Origin of the sequence: Rickettsia endosymbiont of Thecocarcelia acutangulata, assembly GCF_964263195.1 — a bacterium.
Lineage (GTDB): Bacteria > Pseudomonadota > Alphaproteobacteria > Rickettsiales > Rickettsiaceae > Rickettsia > Rickettsia felis.
Genome location: NZ_OZ181652.1, coordinates 499,293 through 519,987 on the forward strand (window position 1 = coordinate 499,293; position 20,695 = coordinate 519,987).

Consider the following 20,695-nt stretch of genomic DNA (forward strand, 5'->3'; position numbering starts at 1 on the left):
TCTTCGTATTTCTTTTACTTATTAAAAATATATTGCAAAATGAGTATAACACCTGATTATTTAATTGAAAGAAGACAACTAAAATCTCGTTTGTTAATTTGGAAACTAGCAGCTATTATTTTAATTGCTATCGTATTCTTACTAGTCGGTAAAGATTTTGCTCCAAAAGAGGTTTTACTTATTAATAGTAATGAAGACTATATAGCTTCCATATTAATAGATGAAATAATCCTTGAAGACGAAAAGCGTGACAAAAAGCTCAAAAAAATAATCGATGATTCTCATATTAAAGCGTTAATAGTTAACGTAAATTCTCCCGGCGGTACGGTAGTCGGCTCTGAAAAAATTTATAATATCTTACGCAAAATATCCAAAAAAAAGCCGGTAGTAATCGTTATGGGAACAATGGCTGCAAGTGGCGGTTATTTAATCTCTCTCGGAGGCGATTATATTATTAGCCATAACGGAACTATTACGGGTTCAATCGGTGTAATACTACAAACAGCCGAGGTAACGGAGCTTGCTCAAAAATTGGGAATTAAGTTTAATAATTTCAAATCGGGTGAATTAAAAGCTGTCCCAAATCCTACCGAAAAACTGACGGAAGCAGTGCGGGTAGCCATTATGGAAAATATAGAAGATACTTATAATTTTTTCCTTGAACTTGTTTCAGAGAGACGCAATCTTCCTATAGAAGAAGTAAAAAAGCTCGCAGACGGGCGAGTATATTCAGGTCGTCAGGCTTTAAAGTTAAAGCTTGTAGATGCTATAGGCTCGGAAGATACTGCATTAAAATGGTTACAGGAAGTTAAGAAAATTAATGCTAATCTACTAGTTAAAGATTATCAATTAAAACCAAAACCAAAATTAATCGACATAATACTTGAAGATTTTGATAGTATAGCACCTAGTTTTTTTAAAAATAGTTTTAACGGAATCAAAGCGATTTTTTAATAATGGTTACTAAGAATTATTTAATAGATAAAGTACATGATAAGCTGAATTATCTTTCCAAAGAAGATGTTAAAGATTCAGTAGATTTAATCTTAGATTATTTAAGTCGATCTCTCAAAGAACAAGAGCGTATCGAAATTAGAAATTTTGGTAACTTCTCCATCCGCAAACGCAAATTCCCTGAAAGCAATAAATTCTATAATATTGTTTATTATAGAATGCCTAAAAATTTATTTAAGGAGTAGATAAGTTATGGAATGGTCTAAATATAGTGTTATAGAGAAGTGGAAAATAATAAAAAGCATGGCATTACATAATAATATTTTTTCCATGGCTCTTCATATTGAAGATTTAGAACTCTTCAAAAAAATATTATCGATAGACGGAAAACTAGTTATTCAAGCACTTAATATAGACTCTCTCATGTATCACGATATTATAGATAATGGGAAATATGATTCTTTTTTTTGAAGCATTATATAATTACTTAAATGATAGTAAACCAGCACTCATGCCTTTAGTATCTAATAAGAAAGAATATTATCATATTTTTGAAGAAGTATGTAATGAATCTTTAAAGGAAAAAATATCATCAATAATGACATATTTAGAAAAAGAATCTGATGATCACCCTAGATGGGAATATGAAGAAACTTTAGAATATTATTTAGAAACTAGAAAAAATTATGATGAGCCTAAACCTAAACCCGAAATAGAAAGAAAAGAAGATGAACCTAATTTAGATTATGCTGCATTAGATTTAGAATATTATAAAGCATCTTTAGACTATTATTTAGAGCCTGTAGGGGTAGGGTAATAAAATTTTCCTCTCACTTGACATTATAATAATAGACAACTATCTTAAGTGTAAAATTAAAACAGGGTATTTATGATAAGATATTTAATAATTTTATTTGCTTCTATAGCTTTAATTGGTTGTGCCGGTCAAAAAACTACGAAATCAAAAGAAGTAGTAGAACTTGACGGTGATCCAAGTTATGCAATTATGAAAACAATCGATAATACCAACAGAAATATCGCTAATACTACCTCATCTCTTCCGAGTACTCCGGTTAGATAGGAATGCTTGTTATTATTTCTTCCGCTAAAACTCTTAATTTCGAGAAGTTAGCTCCCAAAACAGGACTAACTTCTCTTATATTCCCTAATTTAACTAATCAGTTACTTTCTACACTCCAAAGCTATTCTGAGAATCAATTATCGGAAATAATGAATATAAGTGCAAAGCTTGCACATATAAATAAAGAAAGATTTAAGGATTTTAATAATCAAGAGAGTAAAGCAGCTATTTTTGCTTATGCAGGAGATGCTTTTAATAATATAGATGTAGAAAAACTAACTAATCATGAACTAAATTTCCTGCAATCACATTTGCTTATTATATCAGGTCTTTACGGAGCCTTAAAACCACTAGATGCTATTAAGCCGTATAGATTAGAAATGGCAACAAAACTAAATGAAATAAATTTAACAAGCTTTTGGCAAGATGAAGTCACTAATTATATTAATGAAATTCTTACTAAGCATGAAAATAAATATTTACTCAATCTAGCATCACAAGAATATTCATCTGTAGTAAATCCAAATAAGCTTAAATATCAATTAGTTAACATTCATTTTAAAGAAAATAGAGACGGAAAATTATCAACAATTGGAATAAATGCTAAAAAGGCTCGTGGGGCGATGGTCAAGGTTATTGCTAACAACCTCATTGACTCACCTGAGCTACTTAAGAATTTCCCATATTTAGGTTATGAATTTAGTCCCAAACACTCATCTGATAGCGAATTGGTTTTTATTAAGGAGTGAGATGGTGGGTGATAGTGGACTCGAACCACCGACCTTTACGATGTCAACGTAATGCTCTAACCAACTGAGCTAATCACCCTTATAACGCCAATTATATGTATAAGCTTTTGCAAGCAAAGCCTTATACAATAGTTAGCTTATAATTTTAAATTCTATATTTATTGCATAATATACTAGATTTCAAGCTTTATTTCTATTATTTATAATATTTTATTACTTAGTCTATAATTTTATGGTGGATTTAAAAACTAAAGCCTTCGATTTTTCTCAAAATTTTACTATTTCCCTTGACGGCCCTGCTGCTTCAGGTAAAGGGATTATCGGTTTAATATTAGCAAAAAAATTTTCTCTTAAATATTTTCAGTCAAGTATTGTTTATAGGCAGCTTGCTTTTGACTGTATTAATCAAAAAATAGATATCACTGATATAGATGCAGTAATTGCTTTATCTAAAGAATTAAATCTCGATAATAATTTTGACTTAGAAAATGAGGATATAGGGAATATAGCCTCGCAAATTGCCGTAATAAGCGAAGTTAGAAATAATCTAAATAAATATCTGATTAATCTAGTAAAAACAATGCCGAGAATCATTATGGAGGGTAGGGATATAGGCACCGTTGTTGCACCTGATGCCGATTTAAAGGTTTTTATCACTGCAAATCCTCAAATTAGGGCTGAAAGACGATATAAGCAGTTGCAAGCAAAAAGAAAAACATGTATACTCGATGAGATTTTACAGCAAATAATTTTGCGAGATAAAAGAGATAAAGAGCGAAAAGCCGCACCGTTATTACCGGCTTCAGATGCTTTAATTATCGATACTTCAGAGCTTTTAGCTATAGAAGTCGTAGAAGAAATAACGAATTACATAAAGAATAAACTAACTTGAAAAAGTGCTAAGTTATTTTATTTGATTATAGATATAGTCATTGCGAGCAGCCATAGGCTGCGTGGCAATCTCAGGATTTTGGCATGAGATTGCTTCGTCAAAATTTTCAATTTTTCCTCGCAATGACGTAATTTATTTTACAATATCATTTTATTAACCCTTTAAAAAATCTTATTAGCCTAAGCACTTTAGCTAATATTACGAGAAAAATATGTCAATAAAACTAAAACAACGATTTGTTCCACAACTTGCAGCAATTAATCACGAATTTGAAGAAGATTTTTCTAAAATGCTTGAAACCGTTGATACAAGTCATATAAAAGAAAAAACGGTAGTTAAAGGTCAAGTAATCGAAATAAAAAACGATATGGTTATTGTTGATGTTGGATTAAAAAATGAAGGTAGAATACCTAAATCTGAATTTTTAGCTTTACCTGAAGTTGGGGACGTAGTTGAAGTTTTCATCGAGAAAATTGAGGGACGTAACGGCAGAACGATATTGAGTCGTGAAAAAGCAGTCAAAGAAGAATTATGGGGACAACTAGAAATCATGTGTTCCAAGGGTGAATTTGTCGACGGTACAATTTTTGGTCGTGTAAAAGGAGGCTTTACCGTGGATTTATCCGGTGTAGTAGCATTCTTACCGGGAAGCCAAGTTGACGTTAGACCTATTAAAGATCCTACTTCTATAATGAATATTAAGCAACCGTTTAAAATTTTAAGCATGGATAAAAAGCTTGGTAATATAGTAGTTTCAAGAAGAGCTATCTTAGAAGAATCACGTTCTGAAGCTAGAGATGAGATGCTATCTAAAATTAAAGAGGGCATGGTGTTAGAAGGAACCGTAAAAAACATTACTGATTACGGTGCGTTTATCGATCTTGGAAGTGTTGACGGTTTATTACATTTAACCGATATTTCTTGGGGAAGAGTTAACCACCCTTCAGAAGTATTAGAATTTAACCAAAAGGTTAAAGTAATGGTTATTAAGTTTGATGAAAAAACCAAAAGAATATCACTTGGTATAAAACAACTTGATTCTAACCCATGGGAAGCAATTAAAAAAGAATTCCCCGTCGGTAAAAAAATGACCGGTAAAGTTACAAATTTTGCTGATTACGGCGTATTTATAGAATTAAAAGACGGACTTGAAGGACTTGTTCATTCAAGCGAAATTAGTTGGTTAAAATCTAATCAAAACCCTAGAAAAACATTAACTATAGGACAAGAAGTAGAATTCGTAGTTTTAGAGGTCGATACTGAAAAGCATCGTGTTTCTTTAAGTATTAAACAATGCCAAGAAAATCCTTTAATAAAGTTTGCTGAAAATAATCCTGTCGGTACTATAATTAAAGCACCAATTAGAAATATTACGGATTTCGGTATTTTTGTTGCACTTGGTAATAATATGGACGGCATGATTCATGAAGGTGATATTAGCTGGGAAGATAAGGGAACAGATCTATTAAAATCATACAAGAAAGGTGACGAAATAGAATGCAAAGTTCTAGCCATTAATATTGAAAAAGAACAAGTTAGCTTAGGTATAAAACAATTGTCGCCTAATCCATATCAAGAAATCAGTGACGAATATAAAAAAGGCACAATAGTTAAAGCCCTTATAACAGAAGTTAAAGATGATGAACTCGAAGTACTATTAAACAATAAAGTAGCAGGTTTTATTAAAAGAACTGAACTATCGGATGAAAAAGACGAGCAGAAGCCTGAAATGTTTAAAATAGACGAAGAAATAGAAGCAAAAGTTGTTTCTATCGAGAAATCAACCGGTAGAATTTTATTATCGGTAAAAGCTCATAAAATAGCAGAACGTCAAAAAGCTCTCAAAGAATATGGTTCTAGTGATAATACCACCAATATGGGAGATATACTTGCTAATGCTTTAGAAGATAAGAAGTAGAAGTTTTTTTTCCAATTTGTCATACCGTGGTCAAGCCACGGTATGACATTTTAATATAATTTCAGGAGAAAATATTAATGTCGTATGTACCGATAGTAATTGAACAAACATCACGCGGTGAACGTGCTTATGATATATATTCAAGATTGCTAAAAGAACGTATAATCTTTGTATGTAGTACTGTTGAAGATCATATGTCAAACTTAATCGTTGCACAATTATTGTTTCTTGAAGCAGAAAATCCTAAAAAAGATATATATATGTATATCAATTCCCCCGGAGGAGTTGTAACCGCAGGGCTTGCTATTTATGATACAATGCAATATATAAAGCCTAAAGTAGCTACATTATGTATAGGTCAAGCTTGTTCTATGGGTTCACTTTTACTTTGCGGAGGCGAGAAGGGAATGCGTTATAGTTTACCTCATAGCCGTATTATGATCCATCAACCGTCAGGAGGTTATAGAGGACAAGCTACCGATATAGAAATTCACGCTCAAGAAACCCTAAAAATCAAAAGGTTACTTAACGAATTGTATAGTAAACACACTGGACAAGAGTTAAAACATATCGAAAAAAGTATGGAACGTGATAATTTCATGTCGCCGGAAGAAGCAAAGAAATTTGGAATAATCGATAATATAATTTCTTCTAGAGATGCTATGACAATGTCAACAAAATAAAGAATTGGTATTGCTAACTAAATATAGATTCGTCATTGCGAAGCCATGAAATCGTTGTTGCATGGCTCGACCTCGCCTTTGTCATCCCGTGATTTATTCACGAGATCTAGTTAAAAATACTAATAATTTTAGTATTTTTAGTTGTTTTACTGGATACCGTGAACAAGCCACGGTATGACACCGAGCGGGTTTTTAAGCCATGCAACAAAGCCAGCCATGAAGTGGCTGGGTTAATCCAGAAAAATAATAAAAAGTGCTAATTCTAATATTTTCTTACTGGATTGCTTAGTCAAAATTTTTAATTTTTTCGTAGCTCAGACGTTAATTTCTAATTAATCTATACTTAGTTAGCAATGCTTAAAGAATTTTATAAAAAAAATCTTATAGATTTAGTTTTATTATTATAGTATAAGAGAATTAATTTGTTATTGGGGTCATAGCTCAGTTGGTAGAGTGCTTGAATGGCATTCAAGAGGTCGAGGGTTCGATTCCCTCTGGCTCCACCATGTCTTATTTCTATTTCAATTTATAAACAATTCAAACAGTAAACATATTACACACTAAGAACTTTTTACTCTTCAAAAAAGTTAGATAATATTCAATTAAAACTTTATCATAATTCCTTTTTAGATTAGTTTTAACTTACTTAGCGAATTAATTAAGAGGCTATAAAATGAATAAAGTAATTACACAATTATCAGAAATTAAATTAGTGGTATTACAGCCCGCACCTCAAACGCTGCAGAAATGAACGCTGATACTGCAAAAATAGGGACAACAATGCAGCGATTTTTTGCAGACAAATTACAAGATAAAATCCTAAATAGAAAAACTCCAAAAAAAGTTTTTGCAGTTTATACAAATTATGAGAGTGACGCTACCGGGGAATATACTTACTTTCTTGGAGAAGAAGTTACTTCTTTTGAGAATATAGATAAAGAATTTTCAACTCTTACTATTCCAATGCAAAATTTACATCAGGTCCCGATCAAATGCCTAAAGTCGTTATTGATATGTGGCAAAAAATATGGAATATGAATACAGCAATGTTAGAAGGTGAAAGAGCTTACATAGCTGACTTTGAAATATATGATGAAAGAAGTAGTGATTTAAATAATGCTATAGTTGATATTTATATTGGTATTAAAAATACTTAACAGTTAAAAACTGCAATAATTGAGATTTAATCTTACATTTAGTAAAATAAGATAAATATTAAATGGAGGATTAGAGATGAATCTAAATCAAAAAATAATAAAGCCAAAAATAGGATTACTAGAATTAGCTAAGAGTCTTGGTAGTATATCGTCCGCCTGTAAAGCAATGGGATACAGCAGGGACAGTTATTATAGGTTCAAAGAGCTATATGAAACTGGTGGAGAAGAGGCGTTATATGAGATTAGCAGGAAGAAGCCAATTATAGCGAATAGAGTTGAACCAGCAGTAGAGAGAGCAGTATTAGATATGGCAATAGAATACCCAGCCTTATGGTCAGATGAGAGTATCAAATAAGCTTAAAAAGACTGGTATTCTTGTATCACCTGGAGGAGTTAGATCGATTTGGCTACGTAATGATTTAAATAATATCAATAAAAGACTTAAAGCATTAGAAGCAAAGATGGCTCAAGATGGTATTGTTCTTACCGAAGCTCAGTTACAAGTATTAGAGAAACGGCGTAGCGAAAAAGAAGCCCATGGTGAGATTGATACACAGCATCCAGGTTATCTAGGATGCCAAGATACATATTATGTAGGTAATTTTAAGGTATAGGCAAGGTATATTCTCAGGTATTTATTGATAGCTATACTAGGGTCGCAGATGCTAAATTATATACTGATAAAACAGCTCTTACCGCTGCTGACATGCTTAATGATAGAGTACTGCCGTGGTATGAGAGTCAGCAAATACCAGTGCTTCGTATTCTAACTGATAGAGGTGGTGAATATAAAGGAAATATAGAACATCATGCTTTTGAATTGTTCTTAAGCATTGAGGGCATTGAACATAACACTACTAAAGCATATTCTCCTCAAACAAATGGTATGTGTGAACGTTTTAATAAAACTATGAAGCAAGAATTATTTGATACGGCTATGCGTAAAAAGATTTATACTGATCTTGATGATCTACAACTTGACCTTGATATTTGGTTAGAACATTATAATAATGAAAGACCTCATTCTGGGAAATATTGTTATGGTAAAAATCCTATGCAGACCTTCAAGGATAGTAAGAAGTTAGCTGTTGAAAAGAATAATGAAATCTTATATCTTGAATACTCATCTGACAGTCATAACTTATCAGACATTCAGATATAATTTTTATAGTGCCTGTAAGATTAAATCTTGACCTCTACAGCACCGCAGCGTATATAGACAATCTCACAGATGCGAGTCTAGGCTCGACGTCTAAATTACCTCTAGAAACGAAGTTTGAAAAGATATCTAATGAGCCTTAAAATATACAAGCTTATATTATAGAAGCATACCGTATTCCTATAGGATACATCCAAATTTATAATGCCTATGATTCTATGCGTTCAAGCCCATTAATTAATTTACCTTCAAAACTTGCAGCAATCGATTTCTTTTTAGGCGAAGCTGAATACTTAAACAAAGGAATTGGACTACTTGCTTTAAAAAATTTTTTAGAAAATTTTATAGATAAGCAATATACTCATGTTTTAGTTGATCCCGATAGAAAAAATATCGCTGCTATTAAAACTTATGAAAAAGCAGGATTTAAAATAATTAAAACAAATAAAGATGAAGTACTAATGCTTAAAGAATTATTTATCTAATTCCTATCATCTTTAACTAAAAATCTCTTCTTTTTTGCTTACAAAAAGACGGGCATCATAAAATAATTCTATACGAGAAATAAGCCCATCATTAAAAGATAATAATGAAGCACCCCTGAAAATACCGATAGGTTCTGGACAATCAAACTCAAGTGCTAGCATCACTTTATCATTAGAGCTAAATTTTTCACTAATTGTAAGATTCTTAAAAAACATAGCAAAGTTTTTAGCCGCTTCAACAACTGCTTCTTTACCGTCCATAACTGATAATGGTCCTATAATAATTAATCTTAGGATGCAAGAATGTTGCCATCTCATCAAACTTCTTGTCACGCATAGAAGTATAGTAAGATATTGCCGTGTTTAGATTTTTATCAGTCATATTATTATTTTTCTGTTAGTTTTTATACTTACAATATATATTATTTTAAAGATATTTAAAGAGCAAAAAATGATTATTGATATGAAATAGCTACAATTGAAGATTTCTCGGTTATAAATAAATAATAATATAGCAATTGCTTTTAAGTACATTTATATAATTGTCTTTACTTAAAAATAAATACTTTACGATATGGAGATAACATGAGCTTTGAAAATAAATTAGTTATTATTGTAAATAAAGATATTGAAATAGGTGTTGCTATGAATGCGGTAGCACATTCTTCTTTTGCAGCCGGTGCTTTACTTGGTAAATCTACTTGTTTCTTACAACCTAATATTGATGCAAGCGGTAATAATTGGCAAATTTCAGGAATGCCGTATATTATTTTGCGAGGCAAATCAAGTGAGATAAAAAAAGCTATTCTCGCAGCAAAAGAATCAAAAGTTATGCAGTTAGCATTTACAGACAGTATGACTGGCGGAACATATTTAGAGCAAATAGAAAATATTGCAAAGAAAACAGAAGAAGAGCATGTCTACTATTCGGCTGTTCTCTTCGGAAAATGGGATATGGTTTCTCAGATAACAAAGAAATTTTCATTGTATAAGTAAAAAGTCATATCTAAGATAAAAGGTTTCATGACATTCCCATACAAACTCGTTGACTTAACGCATATGCTTGATAGCAACATTCCAACTTGGAATGTGGGATGCCGATAAGATTAATTGGATTAATTAAGAAATAAGTTACCCGATTATGTTTACATCCATCCCCATAATTTCCGGAAATAAACTTTGTTCATATTCCGATAACTCTTCTATTTTTTTCATTGTATAAGCTTTTCTAGAAAAAGCTTTAGAATCCCATATTATTAATTTTGTATACCATATTTCAAGGTCTTTTATATTAAGCGGCTTATTCTTACCATATCCATAATAAGCTCCGGCTCTATCTTGTATAGTTTGCTTAAATTCATATAATTCATCATAAAATTTATAGAGATAATCCTTGTATAATTCTAAAGGTTTTTCCCCGTGCGGTAGATTAATTTGTGTATTAGCTCCTAATGCTTTTAATAAGTAGCAAATTTTTAAATGTCCATTCTTAATTGCTGCTATAAAAGGAGGAGTAGAGCCAAAATTAATATCAGCTCCTTTACTTAATAATGCTTCAACAATTTCTACACTACCTACAGATGCTACTGTTGCTAAAGGAGAATAATGATATATTGGAATACCGATACTACTTATCGTTACAGGTTCAATATTAATTTGGATATTATCTTGTGCTAACAAAAATTCAACTATTTGTAGATTTTTTTTACTAGCGGCACACTGTAACAAATAACCTTCATTTAATATTTTCTCTTTAACATTTTGCGGAGCCTTATAAAAAAGTTGCAAAAATAGATGGTAATTATCTGCTTCAATAAAAAATTCCATACTAAGTTCAAAATCAATAGTTATTCCATTACATATAATAAATTCATTAAGTATATTTATATGATTATTTTTTATCGCATAATACACGGCTGAATTTCTTATATCTTTATCGTAATAACATAGCTCCTCTTTCTTAAGAAGAGAGGTAAGAGTTCTTACCATATTAAACTGCCCGGTTCTAGATACTTCTATTAACGGAGTAGTTTCAGGATTTAGCCCTGAAGATATAGCATGTGGCTTAAAATCATATGCTAACAACATTTTAAGCATTGCAAGATTACATTTTAAAACAGCTACTGAAAGCAACGGATAATATACTTCATAATATGTTTCTTCAGGATCACGATCACGAAGATCTCCATTAAATTTTTGAAACTGATTTGCATCAATTAATTTTAAAATAAGAGAGCGTGCTTCATTTACGTTATTATTCCATACTGCACTACATAAAGCTTTTTCATCAGCTGTTTCAGCAATATAAAATTTTTGGTTATTTGAGAGTGGCATAAAGAATTATTTTTTACTAACTTTGGCAATATATTTTATAATTCGTGTATTTCTTAAAGCCTAATTTTTCAGCAAGTGAAGTTGCCATCGGTGAAGTTTGAACTACTGCTTTATCTATTCCCATTTCTTTTAATATGTTAAACCTAGCTCTATATAAATTGCTTGCAAGACCACGATTTCTATATTCCGGCATCGTTGAGTCATGATAAAAACCTGCTATGCCGTTTGCAAAAGTTATAGAGGCAGTTGCAACAATTTTATTTTCTTCATATGCTGCAAGCGGAATAAATACTTTATTATCCCCAATAAATTTTGATAATTTATCAAAATAAACGTCATAAACATCATCACTAAATCCAAATCCCTGAGCAAGTACCTGAACCCATTTCGTATATTCTTCTATTTCAGTAATAATTTTAATATTTTTATTATCTATAATTTGCTCATGATAATCTTTAAGCTCGTAAACCATTCCCGGTACGTCGCCAAAATCAGCATATTTACCGTTTTGGAAACGCTCAAGCATTTCAGAAGATAGATTATTTTTATCAACCCACCAAGCAAACGGCAAACCTTTTAGTTTAAACCCTTCTTCCATTCTATCCATTTGAGCTACATTCACTTTATCAGGCAGTACAATCATATTCCATACTGGATGATTACACCCTGTATGTATCAGATAATAATTTACCTTATCTATTTGCATTTCTTGCAATCCAAAATATCTAAATGTGCCTATTAAACTTTGATCTACTAAATCAGCATTATTACTCATAAATTTATCTAACTATATTAATTATATACCAAAAGTTATAATAAGAATTAGAAAATAGTAAAGAAATATATTTTGCAAAGCTAGATATATTAATATAGATTAAGTACAAAAAGGAATTAGTAAGTAAAATGTCGAAAAACCAGAATTTAGATATAGAAAGAAAGCAAGACCATATTGAAATTAATCTTACGAAAAACGTTGAATCTACGCTTACAAGCGGTTTTGAATCTATGCAATTTATTCATAACGCATTACCGGAAATTAACTACGATAACATAGATACTACTACTACTTTTCTCGGGAAATCTTTGCAAGCACCTATTCTCATTTCTAGTATGACCGGAGGCACGACTAGAGCTAGCGATATCAATTATCGACTTGCACAGGCCGCCCAAAAAGCCGGAATTGCTATGGGGCTTGGCTCTATGCGGGTTTTGTTAACGAAGCCGGATACGATCAAAACATTTGCGGTAAGGGATGTTGCTCCCGATATTCCATTACTCGCCAATATCGGAGCAGTGCAGCTTAATTACTTCGTTACACCTAAAGAATGTCAGTATTTAGTTGATGCTATTAAAGCCGATGCTTTAATCTTACATCTGAATATATTGCAGGAGCTAACGCAACCGGAAGGTAATAGAAACTGGGAAAATCTGCTACCTAAGATAAGAGAAGTGGTTAATTACCTCTCTGTCCCTGTAATCGTTAAAGAAGTAGGATACGGTTTATCTAAAAAAGTTGCTGAAAACCTCATAAGGGTAGGGGTTAAGGTTCTTGATATTGCAGGGAGCGGTGGAACGTCTTGGAGTCAAGTAGAGGCTTATCGTGCTACAAATTCATTACAAAATCGTATAGCTAGTAGCTTTATTAACTGGGGAATTCCGACTTTAGATTCTCTAAAAATGGTGAAAGAAGTTTCGGGGGACATTCCAATTATTGCCAGCGGTGGGTTAAAATCCGGTATTGACGGTGCAAAAGCAATACGTATGGGAGCAAGTATTTTTGGGCTTGCCGGTCAATTTTTAAAAGCGGCAGATATTTCTGAAAGCTTGCTTTCCGAAGAGATACAATTAATAATCGAGCAGCTTAAAATTACTATGCTATGCACCGGATCACGCACTTTAAAAGATTTAGCAAAAGCAGAGATTAGGCATTGCTAGATTAGTTACAATTATTGCAATTTAAGGTAATAATATATTGTTGAATTGCCAATATTAACTGAATAAATTAGATAATAATATATGTAAAAATTCCAATCCGAAATATGCGTGAGAGATAATATTGATGGTGAATAAGACAAACCTTAACCTACGAAAAAACTGATTAACGCACAGGCTCTATAGAAGCCGTCGAAGTGATAAGTAAAAGTTTGTAGGCAAACGAATTCCATCAGGGCTATACGGTAAATATACAAGTAAGGTAATTTATCAATTATAAGTTGGATACATGACTGCATTTGCTTTTTAGCTATTAAATGTTATTTTTTTCTTGCATTATTAGGAAGGTCCATACATGCTTTAATAATAACACATTACTAATTATTTTTCCAGTATTTTATTATTTATTTCTTTATAAGCTCCGGGTTTTAGATTATCTATTGTAAAACTACCATATTGAACCCTAATTAATTTGTTAACTTTTAGTCCAAAATACTCGAATATTCTTCTAATTTCCCGATTTTTTCCTTCAAATAAAACTACTTCAAACCAAGAATTACTCTTATTTTGCTTAAGTAACTTTATCGAATGAGGATTATAAAATATCCCGTCAATTTCTAAATTTTTATAATCGCTTTTTAGTAGAATATCAGACTTCCCATATGCCCTAACATGATATACTCGCTTTAACCTATTTGAAGGTAGCTCAAACTGACGAGCTAAGTCACCGCTATTAGTTAGTAATAACAAACCTTCACTATTTAAATCCAGCCTACCTATTGAAATAACACGAGGTAAACCGGTTAGCTGCTCAAATACTGTTTTACGAGATAAGGGATCTTTGTGAGTGGTAATTAAACCTACAGGCTTGTAATAAATCCAAAGCCTTGGTTTTTGCGATTGATTGATTAATATGCCTGATACTTCAATTTGATTACTAATATCAACATTTGTAGCCGGTGATAAAATTGTAATGCCGTCTACTTTTACTTGCCCTTCGAGTATCAGCTTTTCAGCATCACGCCTAGAACATATTCCTGCATTACTAATTATTTTGGCTAATCTCTGCATTTTTAAATATAGTAAATTTCATAGACATCTTTCTAAACCGGCTTCTAGAGGTTATTTAGAAAGCTGTCTAATAAAAACATACAAAAATACCCTTAAAAAGCAATATTAATAATTTGACATAAATTATTAATATAATTATACTATATCGTTACATATACTTTAACAAAATTATACGAATGTTAATTTTACTTATCAAAACTTTTTCCTTTAAAATCTTATCTTCTTTTTTTAGCTGATTTTCTTTTTAGCAAAAATTACATACTTTTTTCTTCAACCTAACTTTCATTATTGGTTCAATCCTGTTAATTTCAGGTAAATTATGCAAAAACTTACTTGTATAGGTAGCGGTATGATAGCACTGCCTATGGTATTAGCAAAATTAGGTATAATACCTAGTATAATATTGATGTTTATAATTTGGTTTATAATGTATTATACTTCTTTAATTAATCTAGAGCTTAATCTTCAAGCTGGTAAAGGCTTAACACTAGGGATGCTTGGAAAGTATTTTTCAGGACATACTGCTCAAATCATCGGTACGGTAAGCCTTAAGCTCCTTTCATATGCTTTACTTGCAGTATTTATATATGGAGGTTCTTCAATATTACAGAAGTTATTAGCTTTAGATACAAGTATAACTTATATAGGAGCATGGTATGTTATTATTAGCATTCTAATATTATTATTACCTCTAAAGTTAGTAGATTATATAAATCGTGTGCTATTTATCGGATTGCTTATAATAATTGCAATTTTAGTTATTGGACTTGTTTCCATGATTCAGTGGGATAATTTACCTTTATTCTCACCAAATTATAAAGAAATATCTATATGGGGAGTAGTAACTCCGGTAGTTTTTACTTCATTTGGTTTCCAAGTAATCTTCCATACCTTAACTAATTATTGTAACAAAGATGCTAAAATGCTAAAGACGGCGTTTTTATTCGGCAGCTTGATTCCTGCAATAGTATATATAATTTGGACTTGTAGTATTCTTATTGTAGTACATCATAATAATCCAACATTTTACCAACAAATGATTACAAGTAATGTAGAAGTCGGAGATTTAATTAAGGAATTAAGTAATATAGCAAAATGGCAGTCCGTACAATTATTAGTTTGGATAATTTCAACTCTTGCTATCGCTACGTCAATACTTGGAGTAGGAGTAGGGCTATGTGATTCCCTTAAAACTATATTTATGAATTCGATACCTAATGTAGTAATTCGTAATATGACTGCCGCTATTGTTACTATATTACCGGCCTATATTGTAGCAGTAGTAGTACCTAATGCTTTTATTACAATTTTAGGGTTTGCCGTTATGATTCTTGTAATAATTGCAATTTTATTACCGGTTTATCTGTTATATAAAACAAAGATAAAGAATTTTTATTATCCTGAATTGCAAAAACAATATCTAATTATTATATGCGTAATTGTCGGAATGCTTATAATGGGCTATGAACTTGTTAATATAGTAACTAAATAATATATAGTAATATTGAAAAATAGGAATTATGATAATAGAAAATAATACAAAGACAATCAAGCAAGCAGGGAATAACGGGCAAATATCCTTAGGAAAGAAATATGCCGGTAAGTTCATTCCTGATAATGAGATGTGGCTTTATAGGGACAATAATAATGAGGTGCTTGATAAAGCAATAAAATGGGTAGAAAAAAATAAACGACGTGAAAATTTTGATGAAATAATTGATATTTTCGGCTAAAAATATACGCCGTCATTGCAAGAAGAAACTGTAAGTTTCGACGAAGCAATACAGTTAAAAAATTCTGATTTACAGAATTTTTTTAATCTTTTTCTAGATTGCCACGTCGCTTCGCTCCTCGCAATGACGATTTTGGTATCTACTTGGGTAATGCCAGTTCGCAATAACGACGTTAAGACGTTAAAGTAATTCTGATTTAATTAGAATTAAAAGTTCTTTTCTCCAAATTAGCAAATTTAGAAAATTGACTATCATAATAAAGCGGAACATTTCCAACCGGTCCGTTACGATGTTTTGCAACAATTATATCGGCAATATTATATACTTTATTGAGCTTATCTAACCATTCGGTATGTTTAGCATCGCCTGCTGCCGGTTCTTTTCTTGTTAAATAATATTCTTCACGGTAAATAAACATTACTATATCAGCATCCTGTTCTATAGTTCCTGATTCTCTAAGGTCGGATAGCATAGGTTTTTTATCCTCACGTAGTTCTACCGCTCTCGAAAGCTGAGATAACGCAATAACCGGAATATTTAACTCTTTTGCTATTGCCTTTAAACCTTGGGTTATTTCTGAAATCTCGCTAACTCTATTTTCAGATTTACTTACTCCTCTAATTAATTGTAAATAATCGATAAATAATATACCGAGATTATGCTTGCGTTTCATTCTTCTAGCTCTTGTTCTTATAGCGGAAATAGATAGAGCAGGGGTATCATCGATAAAAAATTGTAATTCCGATAAAGTATTTGCTTCTTTGCGAAGACGGTTATATTTTTCTTCACCTAGAATCCCCGTACGAAGAGAAGTAGAATCAATTTCTGCACACATTGAAAGTAGACGTGTGGTTAGCTGTTCTGAGGACATTTCTAAAGAGAAAAAACCTACCGACTGAATTTCCTGATTATCCCTAATATTTTTAAGACGCATATTATTACAGGCGTTAAGTGCAAGATTTATAGCAAATGCTGTTTTACCCATCGATGGACGTCCTGCGAGAATTAAAAGATCGGAATTATGAAAGCCGAATAATTTATTATCTAGATCAAGTAAACCGGTAGATATACCGATTACGTGATAGTTATTTTTCATAGCTCTATTGATGCTAGCAAGGGATTCCGAAATAGGAATATCGATTTTGGTAAAACTCTTTTCATTTAGACCTTCGCTAGCTAAATCGTAAAGTTTAGCCTCGGCATGTTCAATCTGTTCTCTTGCTTCAATCTCTAATGAGGAGTTATAAGCGTCGTTTACTACTTCTTCACCGATATTGATTAAATTACGCTTTATTGCTAAATCATATATTATTTTACCGTAATCAACCGGATTTATTACCATCATTGACATAGTTATCAATTTTGCTAAATATTCCGCTCCTTCTATTTCTTGAAATAGTTCATCTTGAGTTAACATACTACGTAAAGTAATAGGTGTAGCTATCAAACCTTTTTCGGTAATTTTTTCAATTGCGTTATAGATTTTTTGATGAATAGGTTCGAAAAAATGTTCACTACGCAAAAATTCCGATACATAACTAAGTAATTCATTATTAGTTAGAATTGCTCCAAGTAGCATTTGTTCTGCTTGAACATTTGAAGGTAAAACCCTTGGGATAGGAATATCTGCTTCTTCGTTAGCAGCTATGTTTTTGTCATTATTTATTTTATTACGTGCCATTGTTGTTTGTTAAATTATTATATGGTTTGAAAAAAAGAAGCACTTTATGTCATTCCTGCGAAAGCATTGCTTGTTTTATGTCATTCCCGCGTAGGCGGGAATCCAGTACTTTTTGCTGTCATACCGTGGCTTGACCACGGTATCTAGAAAAATAACTTTAATATTGATATAGAAGTTACATATTTGATAAAAACAAACATATAAAAACAAGTTTTTATATGTTTTACCGGATTCCCGCCTACGCGGGAATGACATAAGAGTGGTATACAATACGTTTACCTAAGTGCTCCCCCAGCGTTTAATTAAATTAGTTTCAATATCAAAAAAATCTAAAACTCTAGTAATAGAATGATTTACTATATCATCTATTGCTTTAGGGTTATTATAAAAAGCCGGTACGGGCGGTGCTATGATACCACCGTAATTCGCTACTTTTAACATATTTTCTAAATGTCCGATATGTAGCGGAGTCTCACGGGTCATTAAAATAAGTTTTCGTCTATCTTTAAGTACAACACCTGCCGCTCTACTAATTAAACTATCTTCCATTGAGTGAGCGATACTTGCTAAGGTCTTCATACTACAAGGGGCTATTATCATGCCTGAAGTTTTAAAAGAGCCGCTTGAAATAGTAGAACCTAAATCTTTATCATCATAATAATAATTAGCGAGAAACTTAACTTCATCTATAGAATATTTAGTTTCAAGCTTTATAGTAAGAGCTGCTCCCTCTGAAATAACTAAATGAGTTTCGATATTTTGTTCTTTTAGTACTTCAAGCAAACGAATACCGTATATAGCACCTGATGCTCCGGAAATTGCTATAATAATTTTTTTATCTTTATTCATCTAGGTTTCTATAATTTATCAGTTTAGTATATAATAAAAAAAAAATTATAAAATACATTATATATGCGAATAGCAAAAATATTATTACCGGCAGCAAAATTATTCCCTCTAGATTATTTAATCCCTGAAAGTTTAGTTTTAAATATCGGCGATCTTGTCATCGTGCCTTTTAGAAGTAAAGAATTAACCGGCATAGTATGGGAGTTTGCTACTATTCCTGAAGCATCGAGACTAAAAACCGTAAAAGAAAAAGTACCGCTAGATTTAAGTATTACTTCAGAAGTTTTAGAATTAATTAAATGGATGAGTAGCTACTATATGTCAGAACTTGGGAGTATAGCCAAGTTAGTATTACCTATAGATATTGCTGAAAAACCGATTAAAGTTAAAGAGCAGAAAGTAAATAATAGCTTTGTACTACCTGATTTGTCGGAAGAGCAGAAACAAGCAGTAACAATTTTAAATGAAAGTAATAAGCCAACACTTATTAAAGGTGTTACGGGATCAGGTAAAACAGAAATATATTTTCATCTAATAGCAGATTACTTAGTAAAAGGTAAACAAGTGCTTATTATGCTGCCTGAAATTGCTTTAAGTACACAAATTATTAATCGTTTTATAGAGCGATTCGGTTTTGAGCCTATCATATGGAACTCAAGCGTTACCAAAGCTCAAAAGAAAATGATTTTAAGAAGTATATTAAGCGATAAAGTTAAAGTAGTAATTGGGGCTAGAAGTAGTTTGTTTTTACCTTTTAAAAATCTCGGTTTGGTGGTTATAGATGAAGAGCATGACGATTCCTATAAACAAGATGACGGTATATTATATAATGCTCGGGATACGGCCATCGTAAGAGGTAAATTTGATAAAGCACAAATCGTTTTGTGTTCGGCAACACCGTCTATTGAAACGATGTATAATATAGAAATAGGTAAATATCAATTGGTTACATTGGTTAATAGATACAAAAATGTCGATTTGCCGAATATAGAAATAATCGATATGACTAAAGAAAAGCTATCTAAGAATTCCTATTTATCCAAGATTCTTATAGAAGCTATCAAAGATAATTTAGATAATAAAAAGCAAGTATTATTGTTTCTGAATAGGCGTGGTTATGCTCCGCTCATGCTATGTAAAGCTTGTGGTCATAGATTTACCTGTAAATTCTGCTCTTCTTGGATGGTAGTACATAAAGCGACTAAAAAACTTGAATGTCATCATTGCGGTTATCAAAGTAAAATTTTTAGTTCTTGTCCTGAATGTCTAGAGGATGAAACATTAACTATCTGTGGTCCAGGTATAGAAAGAATAGAGGAAGAAGCGAAAGCACTCTTTCCTGAGAATAAAATTGCGGTGATAAGTAAAGATCATGCTAAAAACCCTGAAAAAATAGCACAGCTTCTACATCAAATGGAAAATTTAGAAATTGATATATTAATAGGAACGCAAATGATAACGAAAGGCTATCATTTTCCGAATCTTACTTTAGTTGGAGTAATAGATGCTGACCTTGGTAGTAATAATGCCGATCTTAGAGCATCTGAGAGAACTTTTCAGCTACTACATCAAGTAGGCGGTAGAGCGGGTAGGGGAGATGGTAAAGGTGTAGTATATTTACAAAGCTATTATCCTGATAATATAATTTTTAGTTATGTTAAAGCCGGTGATGAAGATAGTTTTTTTGCGAATGAACTTGAAATAAGAAAATCAGCAGATATGCCGCCCTTTTCTAAAACAGCATCGATAATTTTATCAGGTTCCAATGAGTCTAAAATTTTAGAGATTGCTAGAGCTATGGTCCGAATTGCACCAAAAGCAAACGTGAAAATTTTAGGACCGGCAAGCTCATTAATGTCAAAGCTTGCCGGTAAATATCGTTACCGGATACTCATTATAGCCGATAAGAAATTTAATTTGCAGAAATATTTAAAATTTTGGCTAAGCCTTATAAAAATTCCTTCTTTTTGTCATCTAAAAATAGATATCGATCCTAAAAGTTTTTATTAGCTGCAAT

The 20,695-nt window shown here is 31.8% G+C and carries 22 protein-coding genes, 2 tRNA genes and 3 pseudogenes; 19 read left to right on the forward strand and 8 right to left on the reverse strand.

Features of this window, described 5'->3' with window-relative positions; all coding sequences use genetic code 11:
* Nucleotides 1-39 precede the first annotated feature (39 nt).
* From sppA to ACE38Q_RS02700, 6 genes are all read left to right on the forward strand, one after another.
* Nucleotides 40-954 (forward strand): signal peptide peptidase SppA, encoded by a 915-nt coding sequence (gene sppA / locus ACE38Q_RS02675; RefSeq protein WP_500190000.1) that lies wholly within the window; start codon nt 40-42, stop codon nt 952-954.
* Between the two features lie 2 nt (nt 955-956).
* Nucleotides 957-1,199, forward strand: a complete 243-nt coding sequence (locus ACE38Q_RS02680; RefSeq protein WP_011271096.1) for an HU family DNA-binding protein — start codon at nt 957-959, stop codon at nt 1,197-1,199.
* 7 nt (nt 1,200-1,206) lie between these two features.
* Entirely contained in the window at nt 1,207-1,425 is a 219-nt protein-coding gene (locus ACE38Q_RS02685; protein ID WP_500190001.1) for a hypothetical protein, read from the forward strand.
* On the forward strand, nt 1,409-1,771 hold the full coding sequence (locus ACE38Q_RS02690) for a hypothetical protein (protein ID WP_500190002.1): 363 nt from the start codon (nt 1,409-1,411) through the stop codon (nt 1,769-1,771). Before ACE38Q_RS02685 ends, ACE38Q_RS02690 begins: the two co-directional genes overlap by 17 nt.
* Nucleotides 1,772-1,843: 72 nt before the next feature.
* The gene (locus ACE38Q_RS02695) at nt 1,844-2,035 is read left to right on the forward strand and encodes a hypothetical protein (protein WP_488267256.1); all 192 of its coding nucleotides are present in this window, start codon (nt 1,844-1,846) and stop codon (nt 2,033-2,035) included.
* A gap of 2 nt (nt 2,036-2,037) precedes the next feature.
* The gene (locus ACE38Q_RS02700) at nt 2,038-2,784 is read left to right on the forward strand and encodes a YaaA family protein (RefSeq protein WP_500190003.1); all 747 of its coding nucleotides are present in this window, start codon (nt 2,038-2,040) and stop codon (nt 2,782-2,784) included.
* Nucleotides 2,785-2,786: 2 nt separating this feature from the next.
* Here the strand turns inward: ACE38Q_RS02700 and ACE38Q_RS02705 are convergent.
* Nucleotides 2,787-2,863: transfer RNA gene (locus ACE38Q_RS02705), tRNA-Val, on the reverse strand.
* Between the two features lie 153 nt (nt 2,864-3,016).
* On the opposite strand from ACE38Q_RS02705, the gene cmk reads away from it, so the two are divergent.
* The 8 genes and pseudogenes from cmk to ACE38Q_RS02745 all read left to right on the forward strand — a co-directional run bounded on the left by cmk (nt 3,017) and on the right by ACE38Q_RS02745 (nt 9,078).
* Nucleotides 3,017-3,676: a (d)CMP kinase gene (cmk, locus tag ACE38Q_RS02710; RefSeq protein WP_500190004.1), complete on the forward strand. Its 660-nt coding sequence runs from the start codon at nt 3,017-3,019 to the stop codon at nt 3,674-3,676.
* Between the two features lie 211 nt (nt 3,677-3,887).
* Entirely contained in the window at nt 3,888-5,594 is a 1,707-nt protein-coding gene (locus tag ACE38Q_RS02715; RefSeq protein ID WP_500190005.1) for a 30S ribosomal protein S1, read from the forward strand.
* Between the two features lie 77 nt (nt 5,595-5,671).
* On the forward strand, nt 5,672-6,277 hold the full coding sequence (gene clpP, locus ACE38Q_RS02720; protein WP_500190006.1) for an ATP-dependent Clp endopeptidase proteolytic subunit ClpP: 606 nt from the start codon (nt 5,672-5,674) through the stop codon (nt 6,275-6,277).
* Between the two features lie 430 nt (nt 6,278-6,707).
* Nucleotides 6,708-6,783 (forward strand) — tRNA-Ala (locus ACE38Q_RS02725).
* A gap of 241 nt (nt 6,784-7,024) precedes the next feature.
* Nucleotides 7,025-7,315, forward strand: a complete 291-nt coding sequence (locus tag ACE38Q_RS02730; RefSeq protein ID WP_500190007.1) for a GyrI-like domain-containing protein — start codon at nt 7,025-7,027, stop codon at nt 7,313-7,315.
* 195 nt (nt 7,316-7,510) lie between these two features.
* A pseudogene (locus ACE38Q_RS02735) lies at nt 7,511-8,596 on the forward strand (IS481 family transposase).
* A gap of 38 nt (nt 8,597-8,634) precedes the next feature.
* A pseudogene (locus ACE38Q_RS02740) lies at nt 8,635-8,724 on the forward strand (palindromic element RPE1 domain-containing protein); the annotation flags it as partial.
* 30 nt (nt 8,725-8,754) lie between these two features.
* Nucleotides 8,755-9,078 carry a GNAT family N-acetyltransferase gene (locus ACE38Q_RS02745; RefSeq protein ID WP_500191227.1) on the forward strand — a complete coding sequence of 108 codons (324 nt, stop codon included), beginning with the start codon at nt 8,755-8,757 and terminating at the stop codon, nt 9,076-9,078.
* Nucleotides 9,079-9,090: 12 nt separating this feature from the next.
* Here ACE38Q_RS02745 and ACE38Q_RS02750 read toward each other — a convergent pair whose 3' ends face one another.
* Nucleotides 9,091-9,339, reverse strand: a complete 249-nt coding sequence (locus tag ACE38Q_RS02750) for a hypothetical protein (RefSeq protein WP_500190008.1) — start codon at nt 9,337-9,339, stop codon at nt 9,091-9,093.
* A complete protein-coding gene (locus tag ACE38Q_RS02755) occupies nt 9,329-9,460 on the reverse strand; it encodes a hypothetical protein (RefSeq protein ID WP_500190009.1) in 132 nt (43 codons plus the stop codon). Before ACE38Q_RS02755 ends, ACE38Q_RS02750 begins: the two co-directional genes overlap by 11 nt.
* 203 nt (nt 9,461-9,663) lie before the next feature.
* Here ACE38Q_RS02755 and ACE38Q_RS02760 point away from each other — a divergent pair, with 203 nt between their 5' ends.
* On the forward strand, nt 9,664-10,074 hold the full coding sequence (locus ACE38Q_RS02760; protein WP_500190010.1) for a DUF2000 domain-containing protein: 411 nt from the start codon (nt 9,664-9,666) through the stop codon (nt 10,072-10,074).
* Nucleotides 10,075-10,209: 135 nt separating this feature from the next.
* On the opposite strand, the gene ACE38Q_RS02765 is transcribed toward ACE38Q_RS02760, so the two are convergent.
* Together ACE38Q_RS02765 and ACE38Q_RS02770 are read right to left on the reverse strand one after the other, a co-directional pair.
* Nucleotides 10,210-11,412 carry an ankyrin repeat domain-containing protein gene (locus ACE38Q_RS02765; RefSeq protein WP_500190011.1) on the reverse strand — a complete coding sequence of 401 codons (1,203 nt, stop codon included), beginning with the start codon at nt 11,410-11,412 and terminating at the stop codon, nt 10,210-10,212.
* 16 nt (nt 11,413-11,428) lie between these two features.
* A complete protein-coding gene (locus tag ACE38Q_RS02770) occupies nt 11,429-12,187 on the reverse strand; it encodes a GNAT family N-acetyltransferase (protein WP_500190012.1) in 759 nt (252 codons plus the stop codon).
* Nucleotides 12,188-12,315: 128 nt separating this feature from the next.
* Between ACE38Q_RS02770 and fni the strand changes: the two genes are divergently transcribed.
* Nucleotides 12,316-13,347, forward strand: a complete 1,032-nt coding sequence (fni, locus tag ACE38Q_RS02775; protein WP_500190013.1) for a type 2 isopentenyl-diphosphate Delta-isomerase — start codon at nt 12,316-12,318, stop codon at nt 13,345-13,347.
* Between the two features lie 378 nt (nt 13,348-13,725).
* On the opposite strand, the gene ACE38Q_RS02780 is transcribed toward fni, so the two are convergent.
* Nucleotides 13,726-14,415 (reverse strand): pseudouridine synthase, encoded by a 690-nt coding sequence (locus ACE38Q_RS02780; protein ID WP_500190014.1) that lies wholly within the window; start codon nt 14,413-14,415, stop codon nt 13,726-13,728.
* Between the two features lie 364 nt (nt 14,416-14,779).
* Here ACE38Q_RS02780 and ACE38Q_RS02785 point away from each other — a divergent pair.
* Nucleotides 14,780-15,805: pseudogene (locus tag ACE38Q_RS02785) on the forward strand (aromatic amino acid transport family protein); the annotation flags it as partial.
* Between the two features lie 130 nt (nt 15,806-15,935).
* Nucleotides 15,936-16,148, forward strand: coding sequence for a hypothetical protein (locus ACE38Q_RS02790; RefSeq protein WP_500190015.1), 213 nt, complete (start codon nt 15,936-15,938; stop codon nt 16,146-16,148).
* 196 nt (nt 16,149-16,344) lie between these two features.
* Here ACE38Q_RS02790 and ACE38Q_RS02795 read toward each other — a convergent pair whose 3' ends face one another.
* Together ACE38Q_RS02795 and ACE38Q_RS02800 are read right to left on the reverse strand one after the other, a co-directional pair.
* Nucleotides 16,345-17,829 (reverse strand): replicative DNA helicase, encoded by a 1,485-nt coding sequence (locus tag ACE38Q_RS02795; protein ID WP_500190016.1) that lies wholly within the window; start codon nt 17,827-17,829, stop codon nt 16,345-16,347.
* A gap of 279 nt (nt 17,830-18,108) precedes the next feature.
* Nucleotides 18,109-18,678, reverse strand: a complete 570-nt coding sequence (locus ACE38Q_RS02800; RefSeq protein ID WP_500190017.1) for a UbiX family flavin prenyltransferase — start codon at nt 18,676-18,678, stop codon at nt 18,109-18,111.
* Nucleotides 18,679-18,741: 63 nt separating this feature from the next.
* Between ACE38Q_RS02800 and ACE38Q_RS02805 the strand changes: the two genes are divergently transcribed.
* The gene (locus ACE38Q_RS02805) at nt 18,742-20,688 is read left to right on the forward strand and encodes a primosomal protein N' (protein WP_500190018.1); all 1,947 of its coding nucleotides are present in this window, start codon (nt 18,742-18,744) and stop codon (nt 20,686-20,688) included.
* The last annotated feature ends 7 nt before the right edge of the window (nt 20,689-20,695 follow it).